Source organism: Paenibacillus pseudetheri, from assembly GCF_924513355.1.
GTDB lineage: Bacteria > Bacillota > Bacilli > Paenibacillales > Paenibacillaceae > Paenibacillus_AQ > Paenibacillus_AQ pseudetheri.
On the sequence record NZ_CAKMAB010000017.1, the window covers coordinates 1 to 16,022 of the forward strand.

Below are 16,022 nucleotides of genomic sequence, written 5' to 3' on the forward strand. Positions count from 1 at the left end.
GAAAAGTCTGCTTTCACGTTATCTGGAACTTTGTTAACCTTTTGGAACCGCCGTATGCGGACCCGCATGTACGGTGGTGTGAGAGGACGGAGGCTTACCGCCTCCTCCTACTCGATTTATTTATAAAATTCAATTGTTTTAAATTTTACTATACGAAAGGGTTGACCCTCAAAGTGGGCTTAGGTATAATCGAACATAGTGCAAATGAAAATCATTATCAATACCAATAATATCATCTATTCCCCAAACGATTTAACTATTAAACAGATAAGGACCAACTCATGAAACTAAAATATTTGTCCCTACTTCTAATAGTATTCTCATTTATATCTTTGTTTATAGGTGTAAAGGACATTTCACCTTTGGATCTTTTTTCGCTTACGGAATCTCAGATGCAGACCCTGTTAGTCAGTCGGATTCCACGCTTAGCTGCACTGATTATAGCTGGTGTAAGCATGAGTATTGCCGGATTAATTATGCAGCAATTATCACGAAATAAATTCGTTTCTCCCACTACGGCGGGCACGATGGATTCCGCGAAATTCGGTATTCTCGTGTCCCTGATGCTGTTCACAGGGGCGACACCGATGCAGAAGCTACTCGTTGCTTTTGTTTTTGCTCTACTGGGAACATTTATATTTATGAGAATCTTAGATCGGATCAAGTTCAAGGATAGTATTTTTATCCCGCTGGTCGGGCTCATGTTCGGGAATATTGTAGGCTCGATTACGACATTTTTTGCTTATAAAAATGATTTGGTTCAGAATATCTCGTCTTGGATGCTTGGCGATTTCTCAACGATTATTAAAGGTCAATATGAATTAATCTATATCAGTATTCCACTTGTCATTCTCGCGTATGTTTTCGCCAATAAGTTCACCGTTGCCGGTATGGGGGAGGATTTCTCCGTCAATCTCGGTATGAACTACAAAGCGGTAGTGAACGTAGGATTGGTGATTGTAGCGTTAATCTCTTCAGTTGTTATTTTAACCGTAGGTACGATTCCGTTCCTGGGTCTTGTTGTACCTAACATAGTAACGCTATACATAGGCGATAACTTGAAAAAAAATCTGGCGCATACTGCCATTCTCGGTGCGGTGTTCCTCCTGTTCTGTGATATTCTGGGCAGGCTCATTATATATCCATACGAAATATCCATCAGTCTCACGGTAGGCGTCATCGGAAGTGGTCTATTTATCTACTTGCTGATGAGAAGAAAGGCGAATTAGTGATGAAGACGAAACTAACTATATTATCCTTAAGCGCTGTTGCTCTCATCGTCTTGTTTATGACCTATCATGTTATGGGAAATTGGGATTATGTTCTACCCAGTCGGGGGAGAAAGCTGGCGGCCATTTTAATTACCGGAGCGGTGATAGCTGTCTCTACCGTAGTTTTTCAGAGCATTACGAACAATCGTATTTTGACACCTAGTATTCTGGGGCTAGACTCTTTGTACATGTTGATCCAAACGTTCGGTGTATACGCCCTAGGCTCATCAAATATGACGTTTATGAATAAAAATGTGAATTTCTTGTTCTCAGCTTGCATCATGGTTCTGTTCTCAGGGGTGCTGTATAAGCTAATGTTCCGCAGAGAGGGTCAAAACATATACTTCCTGCTGCTCGTAGGACTTATTATGGGAACGATGTTCCAGAGCGCATCTTCTTTTATGGAAGTGCTCATTGATCCGAATGAATTCCTGATTCTACAAGGGAAAATGTTCGCCAGCTTCAACAACGTCAGCAGTGATCTACTGATATTGTCTACAGTTGTTCTAGCGTTAACGACGCTGTATTTCATGCGATTTGTGAAGTATTTAGATGTTATTTCTTTAGGAAAAGATGAAGCCATTAACTTAGGGATCAATTATGACTATGTAGTCAAAAGGCTGTTAGTTATTGTATCCATCTACGTTTCGATATCAACGGCTTTAGTGGGGCCGATCACTTTCTTGGGTTTACTAGTAGCCAATGTGGGACATCAGTTGTTCCGTACGTATAAGCATTCCTATCTGATTCCCGGCACGATTTTGCTAAGTATTATTGCGCTTGTCGGGGGACAGTTTCTAGTTGAACGTGTGTTTGGATTCACTACTACGGTTAGTGTAATCATTAATTTTGCAGGTGGCGTTTACTTTGTCTATCTGCTGTTAAAGGAGAATAAGTCGTGGTAGAAGTTAAGCATGTAACCAAGCGTTATGGCGGAGTTACCGTCGTTGACGATGTGTCTTTATCCATTAAAAAGGGTGCAATTACCTCGTTTATCGGCCCTAACGGAGCTGGTAAAAGCACGTTGCTCTCCATGATCAGTAGACTTATCTCCAAAGACGCGGGAGAAGTACTGATCGAAGGAAAGGAAATTGGCAGCTGTAAGAGTAATGAGCTTGCTCGTAAAATATCGGTGCTAAAGCAGTCCAATCATATCAGCGTTCGTCTTACCGTGAAGGAACTTGTTTCTTTCGGAAGGTTCCCTTATTCACAAGGGAAGCTCACACCTGAGGATCGAGCGTTCGTTGACGAAGCGATTGCTTACATGGACCTTCAGGAGATGCAGGATAAATACATTGATCAGCTTAGCGGTGGACAACGTCAGAGAGCGTATATCGCGATGGTTATGGCTCAGGATACCGAGTATATTTTGCTCGATGAACCACTCAACAATCTGGATATGAAGCATTCTGTACAAATTATGAAGGTGTTACGCCGGTTGGTAGAAGAGAAGGGCAAGACGATTGTGCTCGTCATTCATGATATTAATTTTGCTTCTTGTTACTCTGACTACATTGTAGCGCTCAAGAATGGGCGGGTAGCTTCATCGGGTACGGTGGATGAAATTATTGATACGGCAGTGCTTAGGGATGTATATGACATGGATATCCCTATAGAAACAATAGGTGGTCGTAAAATTGGTGTCTATTTTTAAACCAGACGCCACTTACATTCGGAAATTATTATGACGTAACGCTAGAAGTGATAGGCGCCAGCTTCTTGACGTATACGCGAATAATTCAAATAGCTTGACTATAAATTTTAGGGGTGAACATTTTGAAGAAGAACGTATCTTTACTAATCATGACAGTGTTTCTTGCCGTAATCTTGGCGGCCTGTGGCTCCAATAATGCAGCAACTTCAGATAATAATACAGCAGCGGCAGGTAATACAGAGGCTACTACTGCACCAAATACAGAATCTAAAGAGCTTACTATTAAGCATGAACTTGGAGAAATTACGATTAAGAGTAACCCGCAGAAAGTGGTTGTATTTGACTTCGGTACACTCGATACTTTGGATAAACTGAGCGTAGAGGTGACTGGAGTGCCTCAAAGCAATGTACCCTCTTATCTCTCTAAATATAGCGATGCCAAATATGAGAATGTCGGTGGTTTGAAAGAGCCTGACTTCGAAAAAATAAATAGTCTTTCTCCTGATCTGATCATCATTTCCGGCAGACAGCAAGATTCTTATGATGAATTCAGCAAAATTGCTCCTACACTGTACGTTGCTGTAGATAATGCAAATTACATGGAATCCTTCACAAAAAATGTGAAGACGCTGGGCCAAATTTTTGGCAAGGAAGCTGAAGTAGAAGCTGAGCTTGCGACTATTAATGACTCCGTTAAAGCTCTGAATGAGAAAGCTAAAGCCGGTAGTAAAAAATCTCTTATTATTCTAGCCAATGAAGGAAAAATCAGTGCTTATGGTTCAGGTTCACGTTTTGGTATTATCCATGATGTATTCGGATTTGCACAGGCAGATGATAAAATCGAAGTATCCACTCATGGTCAAAGCGTATCTTACGAATATGTAGCCGACAAGAATCCAGATTATCTGTTCGTAGTAGATAGAGATGCGGCTGTGAAGAGTGATGGCAGTAAATCTGGCTCAGCGAAGGATGCAGTTGAGAACGATCTCGTGAAGAACACAAATGCTTTCAAAAATGGTAAAATCATTTACTTAGATCCTAACTACTGGTACTTGTCCGGTGGCGGTCTGGTATCCGTTAGTGAAATGCTCAAAGAAGTTGAAGTTGTTCTGTAAGCAGAGTAACCCGGAGAATTGAATGATGAATTGATATTCAGATGTTTATTAACAACAAGCCTGTTGGCAGGGGGAACACTCCTTGTCAGCAGGCTTTTTTGCTTTTTTCCATGGAATTTACTGTTATATTCATACTAGCTGTTAAATTTTGCTGTAACTTTTCAGGCTGGGATACGTGGTTAGGTTAAGGGGGGAGTGCATGAAGCGAAATTCACTGGATGAAATATATCAGATGTATGTGATGGATATTTACCGCTATTTGCGCTCCCTTTGTGGTGATCATCACGCGGCCGAGGATTTAATGCAGGAGACCTTTTACCGTGCTTATTTATATTTGGAGGATTGTAAAGACGAGAAGATTAAGCCGTGGTTGTTCCGTGTCGCGTACAACGCCTTCGTAGATTATAAGCGGAAGGAAGGACGTAGCACAGTTCAGAGTGAGGAGTTTTTTAAACAGCTCGCGCATCCTGATACCACAGAAAGCACGCTGCTTCGGCAGGAACGTTGGGAAGAAATGAGGATTGCGATAGGTGAGCTACCGGACAATCAGAGGCATGCGCTGCTGCTGCATGATTTTCATGGTCTTAGTTATCTGGAAGCATCGGATATTATGAATGTGGGTCTGTCCCAATATAAGATATTGATCTTTCGGGCTAGACAGAAGCTGCGTGAGGCAGAACGGAGGAGGAATGAACATGAGTGAGGAGTTCAAGGCGAAATTAAGAAGGTACGGTGAAGGTACGCTTGCTGACGAGGATAGAGACGAAGTGGAGCGCGAGCTAGAGAAGATGGAAGCTTATCAGGCTTATCTGGATGAACTCATGGATGAAGAAAAGCAAGCTTCAGTTGATGAGAAGAACATAAAATTCGGAAAGAGTAAAAGAAACAGATCTGGCAAGGAAAAAAAGATCATCCGCCGTGGAAAATGGAGAGCCCGTATATCGAATACGTTAACGGTAATCTCTGCGTTCTTGATGTTCTTGATTATCAGTAGCATCATCACCGCGATATTTTATGGCACTGGAGAAAGAGGAGAAACTTACCGTGATGTTGTTTCTTCCGCTATTGCTGTCTCACAACCGAATACAATCGTCCATTTGAGCAGTGATTCGGGTCCATTTTTTAATATGAATCTGCAGGGCGGAATAATAAAACAAATTGGTGATGCGCGGATTAATGTTGGAGATTATTCGATGAAGTTTCTATTAGGCTGGCCTAGAATTTATAGTTATTCATGGACATATGAACGCAGTGGGACAGGTAATTACTTTGTCTACCCCATTGAGAACCAGCTTGCAGAAAATAGGATGGATGACAGCAGTGAGTGGAAAAAACTAGAGAAGCTCCCTGAGGGTACGGTAGGAGAAGCCTATTTGTCTTTTGAGCAATTTTTTACGACAGATGAGCTGTTGAAGAAGTTTCAGCATAAGAATCTTGAGCTTTTGTGGTTCGCAGCAGATACAGGTCCAAGGACACAAGAGCCATTAATAAATGATCCATTAGGATTTCCAAGTACGCCCATCTGGCATGCTGATGATATGAAGGTGACACAAGAATCAAAGAAAAAGTGGGGTTGGTTTGGAGGGGTGACTAGCCGCACGAGTGTTTCTCCATCTTTTAACTCATATGGGGATGGTGAGCTGCGTAATGCAAACTTCCTAAAGACATTACGCTTGTTGCAAGAGTATAAATCCATCTCCAAAAGGGTGATTCCGTTCATTGATCTGGATGATTCCATTAGTTATATAGAGAAGAATGGAGTTAAGCTGTATGGAGCTGTTGTAACCGGTCCGGTGAAAGAACTGCTAAAGCTGAAGGAAGAAACCTGGGTCAGTGATATGCGTGTTGGGGAAGTAAGACTATGGAATTGGCGGGATAGAGAGAACTAGCGGCGGAGCGGAAGAAGTCACAGAACTTGCTTCTCGCTTAAGCAAATCGTACAATTATTTGAATATTAGATTTATGAATAAGTATGATAACCAACGTTGAGTATGATAGATTAGGAGCTGAGATTTATGAAAGTAGGAGTCGTATCTGATACACATATGTCAAGAATGGCTAAGTCTCTGCCAAAGGCACTGATTGCAGAGTTTCAAAATGTGGATTTAATCTTGCATCTCGGTGATTGGGTGAGTATGGGAATCTATGATTTGCTGTCAGAATTAGCACCGGTAGAGGGGATTGCCGGAAATAATGATGGCGATGAGATCATTGAGCGTTTCGGCGAGCGCAAGATTATTACCCTTGAGGGAATCCGGATCGGAATGGTACATGGACATACGCCACATTCCCGTAAAGGAACGGATGGGAACGCACTGCTTGCTTTTGCGAATGATGAGGTGGATTGTATTCTCTTCGGTCATTCACATCAGCCCTTGCTAAGAGACGAGAATGGGATCCTGCTATTTAATCCTGGTTCTCCTACAGATAAGCGGCGTGAGAAATTGTACTCTTTTGGACTATTGGATATCGAAGCGGGCAAGGTTAGCGCCCGGCACGTGTTCTACGATTCAAAGGAATAAGGTCAATTGTCCAAATGATTCGGTGTTCTCTCCATGGTGAATAGCTCGGTTACCATTTACAATGATGTTAAAACGGGCGAAGCCGGAAAGTGAGCGCTGATGATGAACAAATATCGTATAGAACGAGTGGTTTTGGATGATTTAGAACGGCTCATCCTATTATTTGATGAATATCGAGTCTTCTATGGAGCAGCCTCTGATCGGGACGGGGCACGAACCTTCTTAGCTGACAGACTAAAGCTGAATGAATCTGTGATCCTTGTGGTGGTTGAGGGGGAAGGTGAGGAGAAACGTGCGTGGGGCTTCACGCAGCTCTATCCTTCTTTTTCATCGGTTACGATGGAGCGCCTTTGGATACTGAATGATTTGTTCGTTACTGCTGAAATCAGAGGGCAAGGGCTAGGAGCTATGCTGCTGGACAGTGCCTGGGACTATGCGCTCTCTACGAATACTAAGGGCTTATCCCTGACAACGATGACGGAGAATGTGGGGGCGCAGCGGTTATATGAAGCGCATGGCTACATTCGGGATAATGAATTTTATACCTATAACCTTTTTTTCTGAAGTAGCTAGAGAGAAAGACGAGTAAGGGGCGTTAAAGTGGAAACAAGTCATAAGTTGGCAATCTTTTTTGACCTCGATGATACGTTGTATGATCATCTGGTACCATTTAAAGAAGCGGTACGGGAAGTGCTCAGCCCAGATGAGAGTTGTCTGGACTTTGCGGAATTATTCTATAAAGTGAGACATCATAGCGATGTGTTGTGGCCGATGTATTTGCGCGGTGAGATTCCGCTTGAAGAGACGAGGGTGCGCCGTTTGGAGCTTGCTTTTGCCGAGTATGGTTTGCAGATTGATCGTGATCAAGCCACAGCGGTTCAAGCGGCATATATTGGACGTCAATATACGATTCAGATGATTGATGGGGTGCGTGAGCATCTTGAACGATTTATTGCGGACGGTCATAAGGTAGGGATTATTACGAATGGACCGAAGGATCATCAGATGAGTAAGATTCGTGGGCTAGGTTTAGATCAGATAATTCCCGAGGACATGATCTTTATTTCTGATGCTGTAGGTCTTGCTAAACCGGACCCAGAAATATTCGTACACGTAAACCAAAAGACAGGCACTTCGGCGGACCACTCGCTTTATATAGGGGATACTTGGGCTAACGATGTAGTTGGAGCGCTCGCGGCTGGATGGAAGGTTTGCTGGTACAATCCGAGAGGAAGACAACCGGCTACGGATCATAAGCCTAGTTATATTTTTACTAATTATAAGGAATTTGGCGAGCTTCCTTTGGTGTGAGAGAAGAAGTCCTCCAAAGATATTAGCAAGCCATGCGAGAGAAATCTGCGCATGGCTTTCATTATTTTTATAACTAATTTTCGGGTAGTTGGATGCCGCGCCACCCGCTTACATCGCATTGACCATGTTCGTTATTACCCACAGCAACCACCGTGCCGTCTGATTTAAGACCGATGGTATGAGTGCAACCCGCCGCAACTGCCACCATATCACGCCAGTCACTTATATTGCATTCGCCGTGCTTATTCCAACCCACAGCAACCACTGTACCGTCTGATTTAAGACCGATGGTCTGATGACTACCTGCCGCTATAGCCACAATACCGTGCCAGCCGGTTACATTACATTGGTCTTCATGATTTCGACCCGCAGCAACTACCGTACCGTCCGATTTAAGACCGACGGTATGAAGGTAACCCGCCGCTATAGCCACTATGTCATGCCAATCATTTACATTGCGTTGGCCATACCGATTATTACCCACAATTGTCACCGTGCTGTCCGTTTTAAGCCCGACGGTATGCCAATCACCCGCCGAAACTGCTACTATATCAGACCAGCCGCTTACATTGCATTGGCCTTCATTATTTCGACCCACAGCAACCACCGTGCCATCCGATTTAAGCCCAACGGTACGACGCCAACCCGCAGCTACCGCCACAATATCAGCCCAGCCGCTTACATCGCATTGGTCATACTTATTCCAACCCACAGCCGCCACCGTACCATCCGATTTAAGCCCGATGGTATGAGCATTACCTGTATGAGCATTACCCGCCGCAACCGCTATCATATCGCACCAGTCGCTTACATCACATTGGCCGTATTTATTATCACCCACAGCCGTCACCGTGCCGTCCGATTTAAGCAGGGCGGTATGACGATAACCCGCTGCTATGGAAGTTAGGGGGTTCACAAGGTTCATAAATCTCGCTCCTTAGTTGGTGATAGATGTTTCCGATTTTAGGGTTCATCTTTATTAAACCATAAATCTTTCTTCTTCTCCTGTTTCGCAGAGGGAGAAGCGCCCTTCTTGCTGCTTCTCCTATCCAAAAAAAGCTTGCTCCCTAGAAAGCCAGCTTCGGCTCAATGGGACAAGCTTTTTTCGTTTACTCTGCGAAGCTGTACGTTGGATCCGTCAGGTTCATTCTTTCTTTAATGCCTGCGGTGGCATAGATTTTGTTATCGTCGGTAATAAAGAAAGCTTCAACACCTTCAGGTAAAGATTCAAGATATTTCATGCCCTCCTCGATTCCCATCAGGAATACCCCAGTGGATAAGGCATCCGCATCTGTTGCATTCGGGCTCATAATGGTAAGGCTTTTGAGACCGTTCTGTGAAGGATATCCTGTGCGTGGATCAAGGATATGATGGTAACGAACATTGTCCTGCATAAAATACCGTTCGTAAACACCAGAAGCATCGATGACCTCATCTGAGATCTTAATGGTTCCTAGCTGTGTGCCACGGCTTTGATCGGGGTCCTGCAATCCGATATTCCATTCCGTGCCGTTTGGTTTCTTACCGAGTGCAATGATACTGCTGCCTCCGAGGTTAATCATAGCGCTATTTAGACCTTGCTCTTTCAAATAATCAGCGATACGGTCAGCAGCATAACCTTTACCAATGCCGCCCAGGTCTAGCACCATATTTTCCTTCATCAGCTTTACAGTTTTCGCAGCTTCATCAATTTCAACGTCCTTGTAATTGGTTAGGCTCTTGGCTTTATCAATTTCAGCTTGGGGAGGGACTTTATCTCCACCACTACCGATATTCCAAAGATCGATTAGCGGACCGATTGTGGGATCGAACAGCCCGTCCATTTCCTTTGCATATTGTATGGATTGTTTAATTACATCCAGGGTCTCGTCAGAAACGACAACTGCTTCTTTCCCTGCTGCTTGGTTGACAGCGTAAACCTCGCCACCTTCTTTGGTGCGGCTAAGCTCCATATCCATTCGCTCCAGCATCTGCTGGATATCATCCATATTTTTCTGTTCTACAGTAGCACCGAACACTTTGATATTCACAACAGTGTCATAAATATAAAAGGTTTGAGAGAGAGACTTGTCCTCTCCTTTTCCGGATGTTGTTGCGCTACCCGTAGTTCCCGCTGTTTTATCGTCCTTATCCTTAGTAATTAGCCATGCGCCGACAGCTATGAGGGCGATGACGATTACAACGAGAATCAGCGTCGTTTTTTTGTTCTTGAACATATTCCACCATCCATAAAGTTAATTTCTAAAACAAAACACATTATTTATATCATACCCCAGATAACAAGTTGATGGGAATTAATTTCATGACACATTTAGGGGATATAATCGGGCGACATAGAAAAAAGCCCCGTATCCTGATTCGGAGCGGTGCTACAGATTTAGAAGTAAACGATGCTACTTAATCGAGCATATATTCACTATATTTATTTTTGCGAGGATTTAATACGAAGAGGATGCCCATGGCATATCCGCTAACAGCTTTGAAATTCCGTTTTAGAGTTGCTTTAGCCGTCAGACAAGTCAGTGTCCAGATCAAGGCAGCATAATTCATAAAAGGAGCTTTACGCAAGTTGAGCAGATAGTAGTGGTTGATGGCGGTAGCTCTTGCTACAACGCCCGCCTTATCGCGAGAGCCTGGCGACTCATGATGGATGATTTTCATGGCGGGGTTAATCACAAGCTTGCCATAGCGGCTGGCCAAATGAGACAAATAAATATCTTCCGCTATGGAATAGCTTGTCATCCATGGATAGGGTTTAATATCACGCAGTGCCGAGCGCCGGAAGGACATATTACAGCCGTGAAAAAAATCCGTTTCAAATACATACTTCTTCTCTCCCCATAGGAATTGCGAGCCTGCAAACATACTTGCCGACAATCTGCCTGGTGATCCGGACATTTGTCCGGTTAGCATACCGAACAGCCTGCTTGGTATGCTACTATGTATGCCTTTGGCTACACCACCTACACCAACAATGGAATCATCGTCTGCATAAGTATCTAGCAGTCGTCGAATATATAAGGAGTCATCTAATTCTGCATCGTCATCTAAGTGGAGCATAATTTCTGTATGGATCAGTCCTAGCGCTTCGTAACGGGAAAGCCAGAGACCAGGCTTAGTTTTGCGATGATAATGAAGTTTAGCCTGCGGTAATCCAGTTAGTATTTCACGATAATAAGCTAATCTGTCCTCAGGGATCTCACCGTCGTCGACAATCCATAGCTCGATGGAGATGTCCTCAAGCTGTGTCTGCTTGCCAATGGACTCTATGCACACCGTAAGGTCGTCGATTCGGTTACGGGTAGGAATCACTATAGATAGATCATGCATATCTTAATCTCCCTTCAGGACTTCTTTCGTCCGCTCATCTGAATGCAGTCATCCGGCGAAATGGTTACCTTGATTCTATCGTTCCTGAAGAAGAGCGTATATACCACTTTCGTATACTTTTAGTTGGGGTTCAGGTCTATTTTTAAAAAAATAAAAGTTAAGTTTGTATTTTTCGGTTTTTAACTATATAATAGTAAGCGACAAGTAATTAGTTATCAATCTTATTCAGCAGTTACAAATGAACAATAATATTAGGAGGTTTTTTTCATGAGAATAGATATTTGGTCCGATTATGCGTGTCCATTTTGTTATATCGGTAAAAGACGTTTGGAGAATGCGCTGAGTCAATTTCCGAACCGTGATCAAGTAGAGGTGGTATTCCGCAGCTTTCAACTCGATCCACATGCCAAAGTAAATGAGACTAAGAGTATTCATGAGATGCTGGCTTCCAAATACGGTATGACGATTGAAAAAGCAAAAGCAATGAACGAACAGCTAGCTGAGCAAGCGCAAGATGTAGGGTTGAATTTCCAATTCGATACGATGAAGCATACGAATACTTTCGATAGTCATCGCTTAAGTCACTTTGCAAGCTCAAAGGGAAAAGGTGCAGAAATGTCCGAACGTCTGTTACGTGCATACTTTACGGATTCATTGAATCTTGGAGATCGCAGTGTACTTGCTACACTTGCTGCTGAGGTAGGGCTGGATCAGGCAGAAGTAACGGCAATGCTGGAGACGGATGCATACACAGCTGAAGTAAACGGCGATATCGAAGAAGGAAGCCGTCTTAATATTACCGGTGTACCATTCTTCGTGTTCAACAATAAATATGCGTTATCCGGTGCACAGCCAGGACCTGTATTTACAGAGGTGTTGGATACCGTGTGGGCGGAGGAGCAAGCAGGACCAACGCTGCAGGTGGTTGGCAATGGAAAATCCGAAGTATCCACAGATGATGGCTGCGCGGACGGATCTTGCAATATATAAAGTTTGTATAGTGTAGAGAAGAAGAGATGGGGAAGTTTCCATTTCTTCTTTTTTTAGTTCCGAAACTCTGCTCTTGTTAATTCATAATCAATAGAAGATTGCCATTCTCCAAGTTGATTTCTCCACGAATTCAAATGAAGGGCAACTTGCCATTTGGAAAGCCGGCATGTGCCATAATCTTTCCGTCGTTCCACCAACTGTATAAGAGGGGGACATCATTTGCTGTTGCATTGCGAATGACTAAATTTCCATTTTCTATGTACATATTTCCTCATCCATTCTTTTGAAATTCATGTTGAGCTTATCATACACACGATTTCAGCTGGAATGGAGAGTTCATATTAAATCAAGTTTTACACACTAAAAAGACAAGCGCCCCCGAATTATCCGGGAATGCTCGTCTTTTAAAGATGTGTTTATCTAAAAGAAGTGATAAAGCTTGTGAACAAGGTGCGGACATCGTACTGATGCTGATTAATTGGCTCGATAGGCCGGTTAATGCCGAGCAGTGTGTATACTGCAGTTCTGGCTGCTCTGATAGAGTATTCTTCCGTGAATACAACATCATCTGGAATTTCGCAATATTGGCCAACGAAGGCAAGGTTAGTAGAGCCTTCAGGAACTACTTTAGGCCGGTCACTGTTTAATCTAGGCATGAATTGTGAAGTGATATAAGGCATCATACAAGGAATACAGTTAGCAGTTGCCATGATCTCGTCCTTATGTGCTTCGAAATGAAGATGACCGATTAATTCTTCCATAATTTCTTCACCGGTACATTCGCTCATTTTCTTCTTCACGAAGTCTCCTACGTTGTCAGGGTACAAACCGTAGCCCCAGAATACTTTTACATGCTCCGGTTGATTGCGGAAATGCGGTTGGAAGGCTAAGACAACGGACATCAACCAGCTCGAATCTTTAAAGGTAACCAATGCGCCAGTACCTGCACGATTGCGAGTGAATTTCTCCATAAGATCGAAGAACTTGGAATCTTGGAAGGTCACGGTAAAGGACTCCCATTTCGAACCATCTACATGATCATCGAAGGAGGATGGATTACCGAGACCTGTTTTTTTGGCGGCGATGTTCTCCCATAACTTCCATGAGCTACCCTTTCCATTGAGACGTGGGGCAGAGGTCATGGATCCAAGGCTGGAGCCTTCGGTCATAGAGCCGTTCGTGACGATTACAATATCGTCTTCGCTTATGTTAATAACGTCTGGGGCACCTTGGCGCAGGACGTTCATTTGGGTTACGGTAATGCCATCTCCGTCTTTGAACTGCAGGTCAGTTACTGTACATTTCAGTGTAAAGTCTACGCCGAAGCCTTCGAGATATTTGTGCATAGGTAAGATGATGGAATCATACTGGTTATATGGAGTGCGGGTTACGCCTTCCAGGGTTTGAATTCTTGGGAACTCATGAACGAAGCGAATCATATATCGTTTAAGCTCTACCGCGCTATGCCAAGGTTGGAAGGCGAAAGTAGTAGCCCACATATACCAGAAGTTCGTGGTGAAAAAGTGTGGACCAAACCAGTCGTTAATCCGGGCTTTTCCCATTTTTTCTTCTGGTGTAATAATCAATTTACCCATCGCAAGCCGGTCAGCCATATCGAAGCCCATGGATAATACATCTTCCACCTCACCGCTCTGGTTAACGAGTCTAGCGTTAGCATGTGTTGGATTGGAGGTATCGAATTCTATAATCTCTTCTCTAACGGATTTCTCAGGATGGTCGAGGGAGGGAATCGACATGAGTAGATCCCATGTATTCTCATAGGTCTCATCGTTTAACATCCGGCCACCGCGAATGACATAACCGTGCTCAGCGTCACCTGCGCCGTCGTTGCTGCCACCGAGAATCTTCATCTCTTCAATAATGTGAATGTTCTGTCCCGGAAAGTCACAGTCTCTGACCAGGTAAGCCGCGCCCGCTAAGGATGCAATTCCGCCACCGACAAAATAAACCTGTTTATTACCGTACTCTTTTTTCACAATGGTCGCCTCCAAGTTGTTGTTGAAATAATCACACTCTTAATGTAAACCAACTCCAATTCCGAAGGTATAATCAAACCTTTTAGAGTGTATGGATTTTAGTCATTATGGTCCATGTGTCTAGTTTTTTGATAAGCATAAATACCTTCGGCGTCCTTATAAGGACGGTAGGTATTTATGCGAAAAATATAAGACATAAAGTATAGTGTGAAATTTATACTTTCTTATATTTCAAAAAAACCGCTGCAACCCAAAGGTTACAACGGTTTATTCTCATACTTGTGCAAGGCTTTTAGAATATTTCCCTCAATGAGTACACTTAGTTTCTCGATAATATGATCCGGATGTTCCTTCATCCCGTCTCTCATCCACTGAATAACAAGGCCTGTGAAGGCTAGCGTATAGAAATTAGCAATGAAGTGCTTATCTTCTTGACTAACCTCCATCTCAGCGGACAGTTCGTTTATGACACCCATAATGAGATCATTCGTCACTTCGTATAGATACGCATCCAGATGATTTCTGCCCAGTGAGTTCAAGGTGTTGCAGCAAAAAGTTTTATTCCGTTCGATGTAGCAGAAGATTCTATGAAAACCGTCCGTCCATGTGCTATAGCTACGGTACTGGGCGATGCTTTCTACAGCCTCGGTCTTATAGATCCAACCCAGCAAATCAAATATATCTTGAAAATGATAATAGAAGGTTTGTCGATTTAGTCCGCAATGGTCCACAAGCTGTTTGACTGTAATTTTATTGAGTGACGTATGTTCCATTAGTTCTTTTAAGGAATGGGACAATGCATTTTTGGTGAGAAAAGAATTGGACAACGATCTATCAACTCCTCCATTCAAGCTTTCGGCCACTGCTTGACCAGCAGACGAATTCCTTCCGCCAATAAACCGAGTGCAAATCCTCCACATGTAAAAAAGAAAAAAGCCAGGAATCCCGCGAGATCCTCCCAACCGGACATCTCTCTATAGGTGTAGCTTAGCATAATTACTGAACCGATGATTATTCCTGTTGTAGTGATTAACCAGAGTAGACGAGCTCCAAACCACCCTAAGGCATTAACGATACCAGATAGGATAATGGAAAAGAGTGCGAAGCGCAGCAAGAGTGTGGCCTCCAATGAATGAGCCATCATAACGAATCTGTGCAGAATAAAAAGCAGCCACAGAAAAACACCATATACAGCCATCCAGATAAACCAACGGTTACTTTTGGTAGCAGGCAGGAATTTCATTTCTGGCTCACCTCTTTTTCCAAAGTACGAACGGTTTGTAGTAAGAATTATACGGAGAAAGATTCCAGTTCTTCTACACTTTGTAGAAGATGATTCAGCAGGTTCGGAATGTCCTCCATCTGCTCCTCAGTGATTTGCCTTTTGAATCGCAGCTCAATGCAATTATTGTAGGATTCGCCTTCTTGACCATAAATGAAGCTTAAGGATTGTACGGGCTGGAATTCAGGCCCCCAGATTGCTTTGAGAATACTCTCGATCGCCTGACATTCAGCAGGGATATCTTCGATCTCCATATAAAAACGTAACGAAAGATTGCAACCGGGATCTGTGCTAGGCACTTCCAATATTTCATCACTAAGATCTTTTACAGATGAAGTGAGGAAGACTTCGGCGGTTACGTTCCGGCCAGCCGTTAATTGGAAGGAAAGGCTAAACTCTCTGGACATCAATGCCATATTCAGAAGGTCGGAACGATCCGTAACTACTAGAATTCCGTCCAGATTATCGTAATCATAGATTTGGTTCTCAAAAGCAATTTTAATATTATCGAAGACAGTAGGGTGGAACAATAATGGCACCTTCTTTTGTT

The 16,022-nt window shown here is 43.3% G+C and carries 18 protein-coding genes; 10 read left to right on the forward strand and 8 right to left on the reverse strand.

The features are described from left to right. Nucleotides 1-281 precede the first annotated feature (281 nt). The 9 genes from L1028_RS16465 (at nucleotide 282) to L1028_RS16505 (ending at nucleotide 7,873) form a co-directional block, all read left to right on the forward strand. Complete coding sequence (locus L1028_RS16465; RefSeq protein ID WP_042125010.1) at nucleotides 282-1,229, forward strand: ABC transporter permease; 948 nt, start codon at nucleotides 282-284, stop codon at nucleotides 1,227-1,229. A 2-nt stretch (nucleotides 1,230-1,231) separates the two neighbouring features. After that, the gene (locus tag L1028_RS16470) at nucleotides 1,232-2,176 is read left to right on the forward strand and encodes an iron chelate uptake ABC transporter family permease subunit (RefSeq protein WP_042125012.1); all 945 of its coding nucleotides are present in this window, start codon (nucleotides 1,232-1,234) and stop codon (nucleotides 2,174-2,176) included. After that, entirely contained in the window at nucleotides 2,170-2,925 is a 756-nt protein-coding gene (locus L1028_RS16475; protein WP_094869909.1) for an iron ABC transporter ATP-binding protein, read from the forward strand. Before L1028_RS16470 ends, L1028_RS16475 begins: the two co-directional genes overlap by 7 nt. Before the next feature lie 122 nt (nucleotides 2,926-3,047). Continuing rightward, nucleotides 3,048-4,040, forward strand: a complete 993-nt coding sequence (locus L1028_RS16480; RefSeq protein WP_279306870.1) for a siderophore ABC transporter substrate-binding protein — start codon at nucleotides 3,048-3,050, stop codon at nucleotides 4,038-4,040. 199 nt (nucleotides 4,041-4,239) lie between these two features. After that, complete coding sequence (locus L1028_RS16485; protein WP_042125017.1) at nucleotides 4,240-4,743, forward strand: sigma-70 family RNA polymerase sigma factor; 504 nt, start codon at nucleotides 4,240-4,242, stop codon at nucleotides 4,741-4,743. Then, complete coding sequence (locus L1028_RS16490) at nucleotides 4,736-5,929, forward strand: anti-sigma factor (RefSeq protein ID WP_234535604.1); 1,194 nt, start codon at nucleotides 4,736-4,738, stop codon at nucleotides 5,927-5,929. The genes L1028_RS16485 and L1028_RS16490 overlap by 8 nt, the downstream gene beginning before the upstream one ends. A gap of 126 nt (nucleotides 5,930-6,055) precedes the next feature. Then, a complete protein-coding gene (locus L1028_RS16495; RefSeq protein WP_234535605.1) occupies nucleotides 6,056-6,562 on the forward strand; it encodes a metallophosphoesterase family protein in 507 nt (168 codons plus the stop codon). A 99-nt stretch (nucleotides 6,563-6,661) separates the two neighbouring features. Continuing rightward, complete coding sequence (locus tag L1028_RS16500) at nucleotides 6,662-7,126, forward strand: GNAT family N-acetyltransferase (RefSeq protein WP_234535607.1); 465 nt, start codon at nucleotides 6,662-6,664, stop codon at nucleotides 7,124-7,126. Between the two features lie 36 nt (nucleotides 7,127-7,162). Beyond that, entirely contained in the window at nucleotides 7,163-7,873 is a 711-nt protein-coding gene (locus L1028_RS16505; protein WP_234535608.1) for an HAD family hydrolase, read from the forward strand. A gap of 73 nt (nucleotides 7,874-7,946) precedes the next feature. Here the strand turns inward: L1028_RS16505 and L1028_RS16510 are convergent, their stop codons facing one another. The 3 genes from L1028_RS16510 to L1028_RS16520 all read right to left on the reverse strand — a co-directional run bounded on the left by L1028_RS16510 (nucleotide 7,947) and on the right by L1028_RS16520 (nucleotide 11,203). After that, nucleotides 7,947-8,798 carry an RCC1 domain-containing protein gene (locus L1028_RS16510; RefSeq protein ID WP_234535610.1) on the reverse strand — a complete coding sequence of 284 codons (852 nt, stop codon included), beginning with the start codon at nucleotides 8,796-8,798 and terminating at the stop codon, nucleotides 7,947-7,949. Nucleotides 8,799-8,982: 184 nt separating this feature from the next. Further along, nucleotides 8,983-10,089 carry an FAD:protein FMN transferase gene (locus L1028_RS16515; protein WP_234535613.1) on the reverse strand — a complete coding sequence of 369 codons (1,107 nt, stop codon included), beginning with the start codon at nucleotides 10,087-10,089 and terminating at the stop codon, nucleotides 8,983-8,985. 181 nt (nucleotides 10,090-10,270) lie between these two features. Beyond that, nucleotides 10,271-11,203, reverse strand: a complete 933-nt coding sequence (locus L1028_RS16520) for a glycosyltransferase family 2 protein (protein ID WP_234535615.1) — start codon at nucleotides 11,201-11,203, stop codon at nucleotides 10,271-10,273. 267 nt (nucleotides 11,204-11,470) lie between these two features. Here L1028_RS16520 and L1028_RS16525 point away from each other — a divergent pair, with 267 nt between their 5' ends. Next, nucleotides 11,471-12,193, forward strand: coding sequence for a DsbA family oxidoreductase (locus L1028_RS16525; protein ID WP_234535617.1), 723 nt, complete (start codon nucleotides 11,471-11,473; stop codon nucleotides 12,191-12,193). A 130-nt stretch (nucleotides 12,194-12,323) separates the two neighbouring features. Here L1028_RS16525 and L1028_RS31305 read toward each other — a convergent pair whose 3' ends face one another. The 5 genes from L1028_RS31305 to L1028_RS16545 all read right to left on the reverse strand — a co-directional run bounded on the left by L1028_RS31305 (nucleotide 12,324) and on the right by L1028_RS16545 (nucleotide 16,002). Next, nucleotides 12,324-12,458, reverse strand: a complete 135-nt coding sequence (locus L1028_RS31305) for a GNAT family N-acetyltransferase (RefSeq protein WP_279306871.1) — start codon at nucleotides 12,456-12,458, stop codon at nucleotides 12,324-12,326. Between the two features lie 151 nt (nucleotides 12,459-12,609). Continuing rightward, on the reverse strand, nucleotides 12,610-14,190 hold the full coding sequence (locus tag L1028_RS16530) for an oleate hydratase (RefSeq protein ID WP_234535619.1): 1,581 nt from the start codon (nucleotides 14,188-14,190) through the stop codon (nucleotides 12,610-12,612). Between the two features lie 257 nt (nucleotides 14,191-14,447). Then, on the reverse strand, nucleotides 14,448-15,017 hold the full coding sequence (locus tag L1028_RS16535) for a TetR-like C-terminal domain-containing protein (protein ID WP_234535620.1): 570 nt from the start codon (nucleotides 15,015-15,017) through the stop codon (nucleotides 14,448-14,450). A gap of 20 nt (nucleotides 15,018-15,037) precedes the next feature. Continuing rightward, nucleotides 15,038-15,433 (reverse strand): hypothetical protein, encoded by a 396-nt coding sequence (locus tag L1028_RS16540; RefSeq protein ID WP_234535622.1) that lies wholly within the window; start codon nucleotides 15,431-15,433, stop codon nucleotides 15,038-15,040. A gap of 47 nt (nucleotides 15,434-15,480) precedes the next feature. Further along, nucleotides 15,481-16,002, reverse strand: a complete 522-nt coding sequence (locus L1028_RS16545) for a hypothetical protein (RefSeq protein ID WP_234535624.1) — start codon at nucleotides 16,000-16,002, stop codon at nucleotides 15,481-15,483. Between the last annotated feature and the right edge of the window lie 20 nt (nucleotides 16,003-16,022).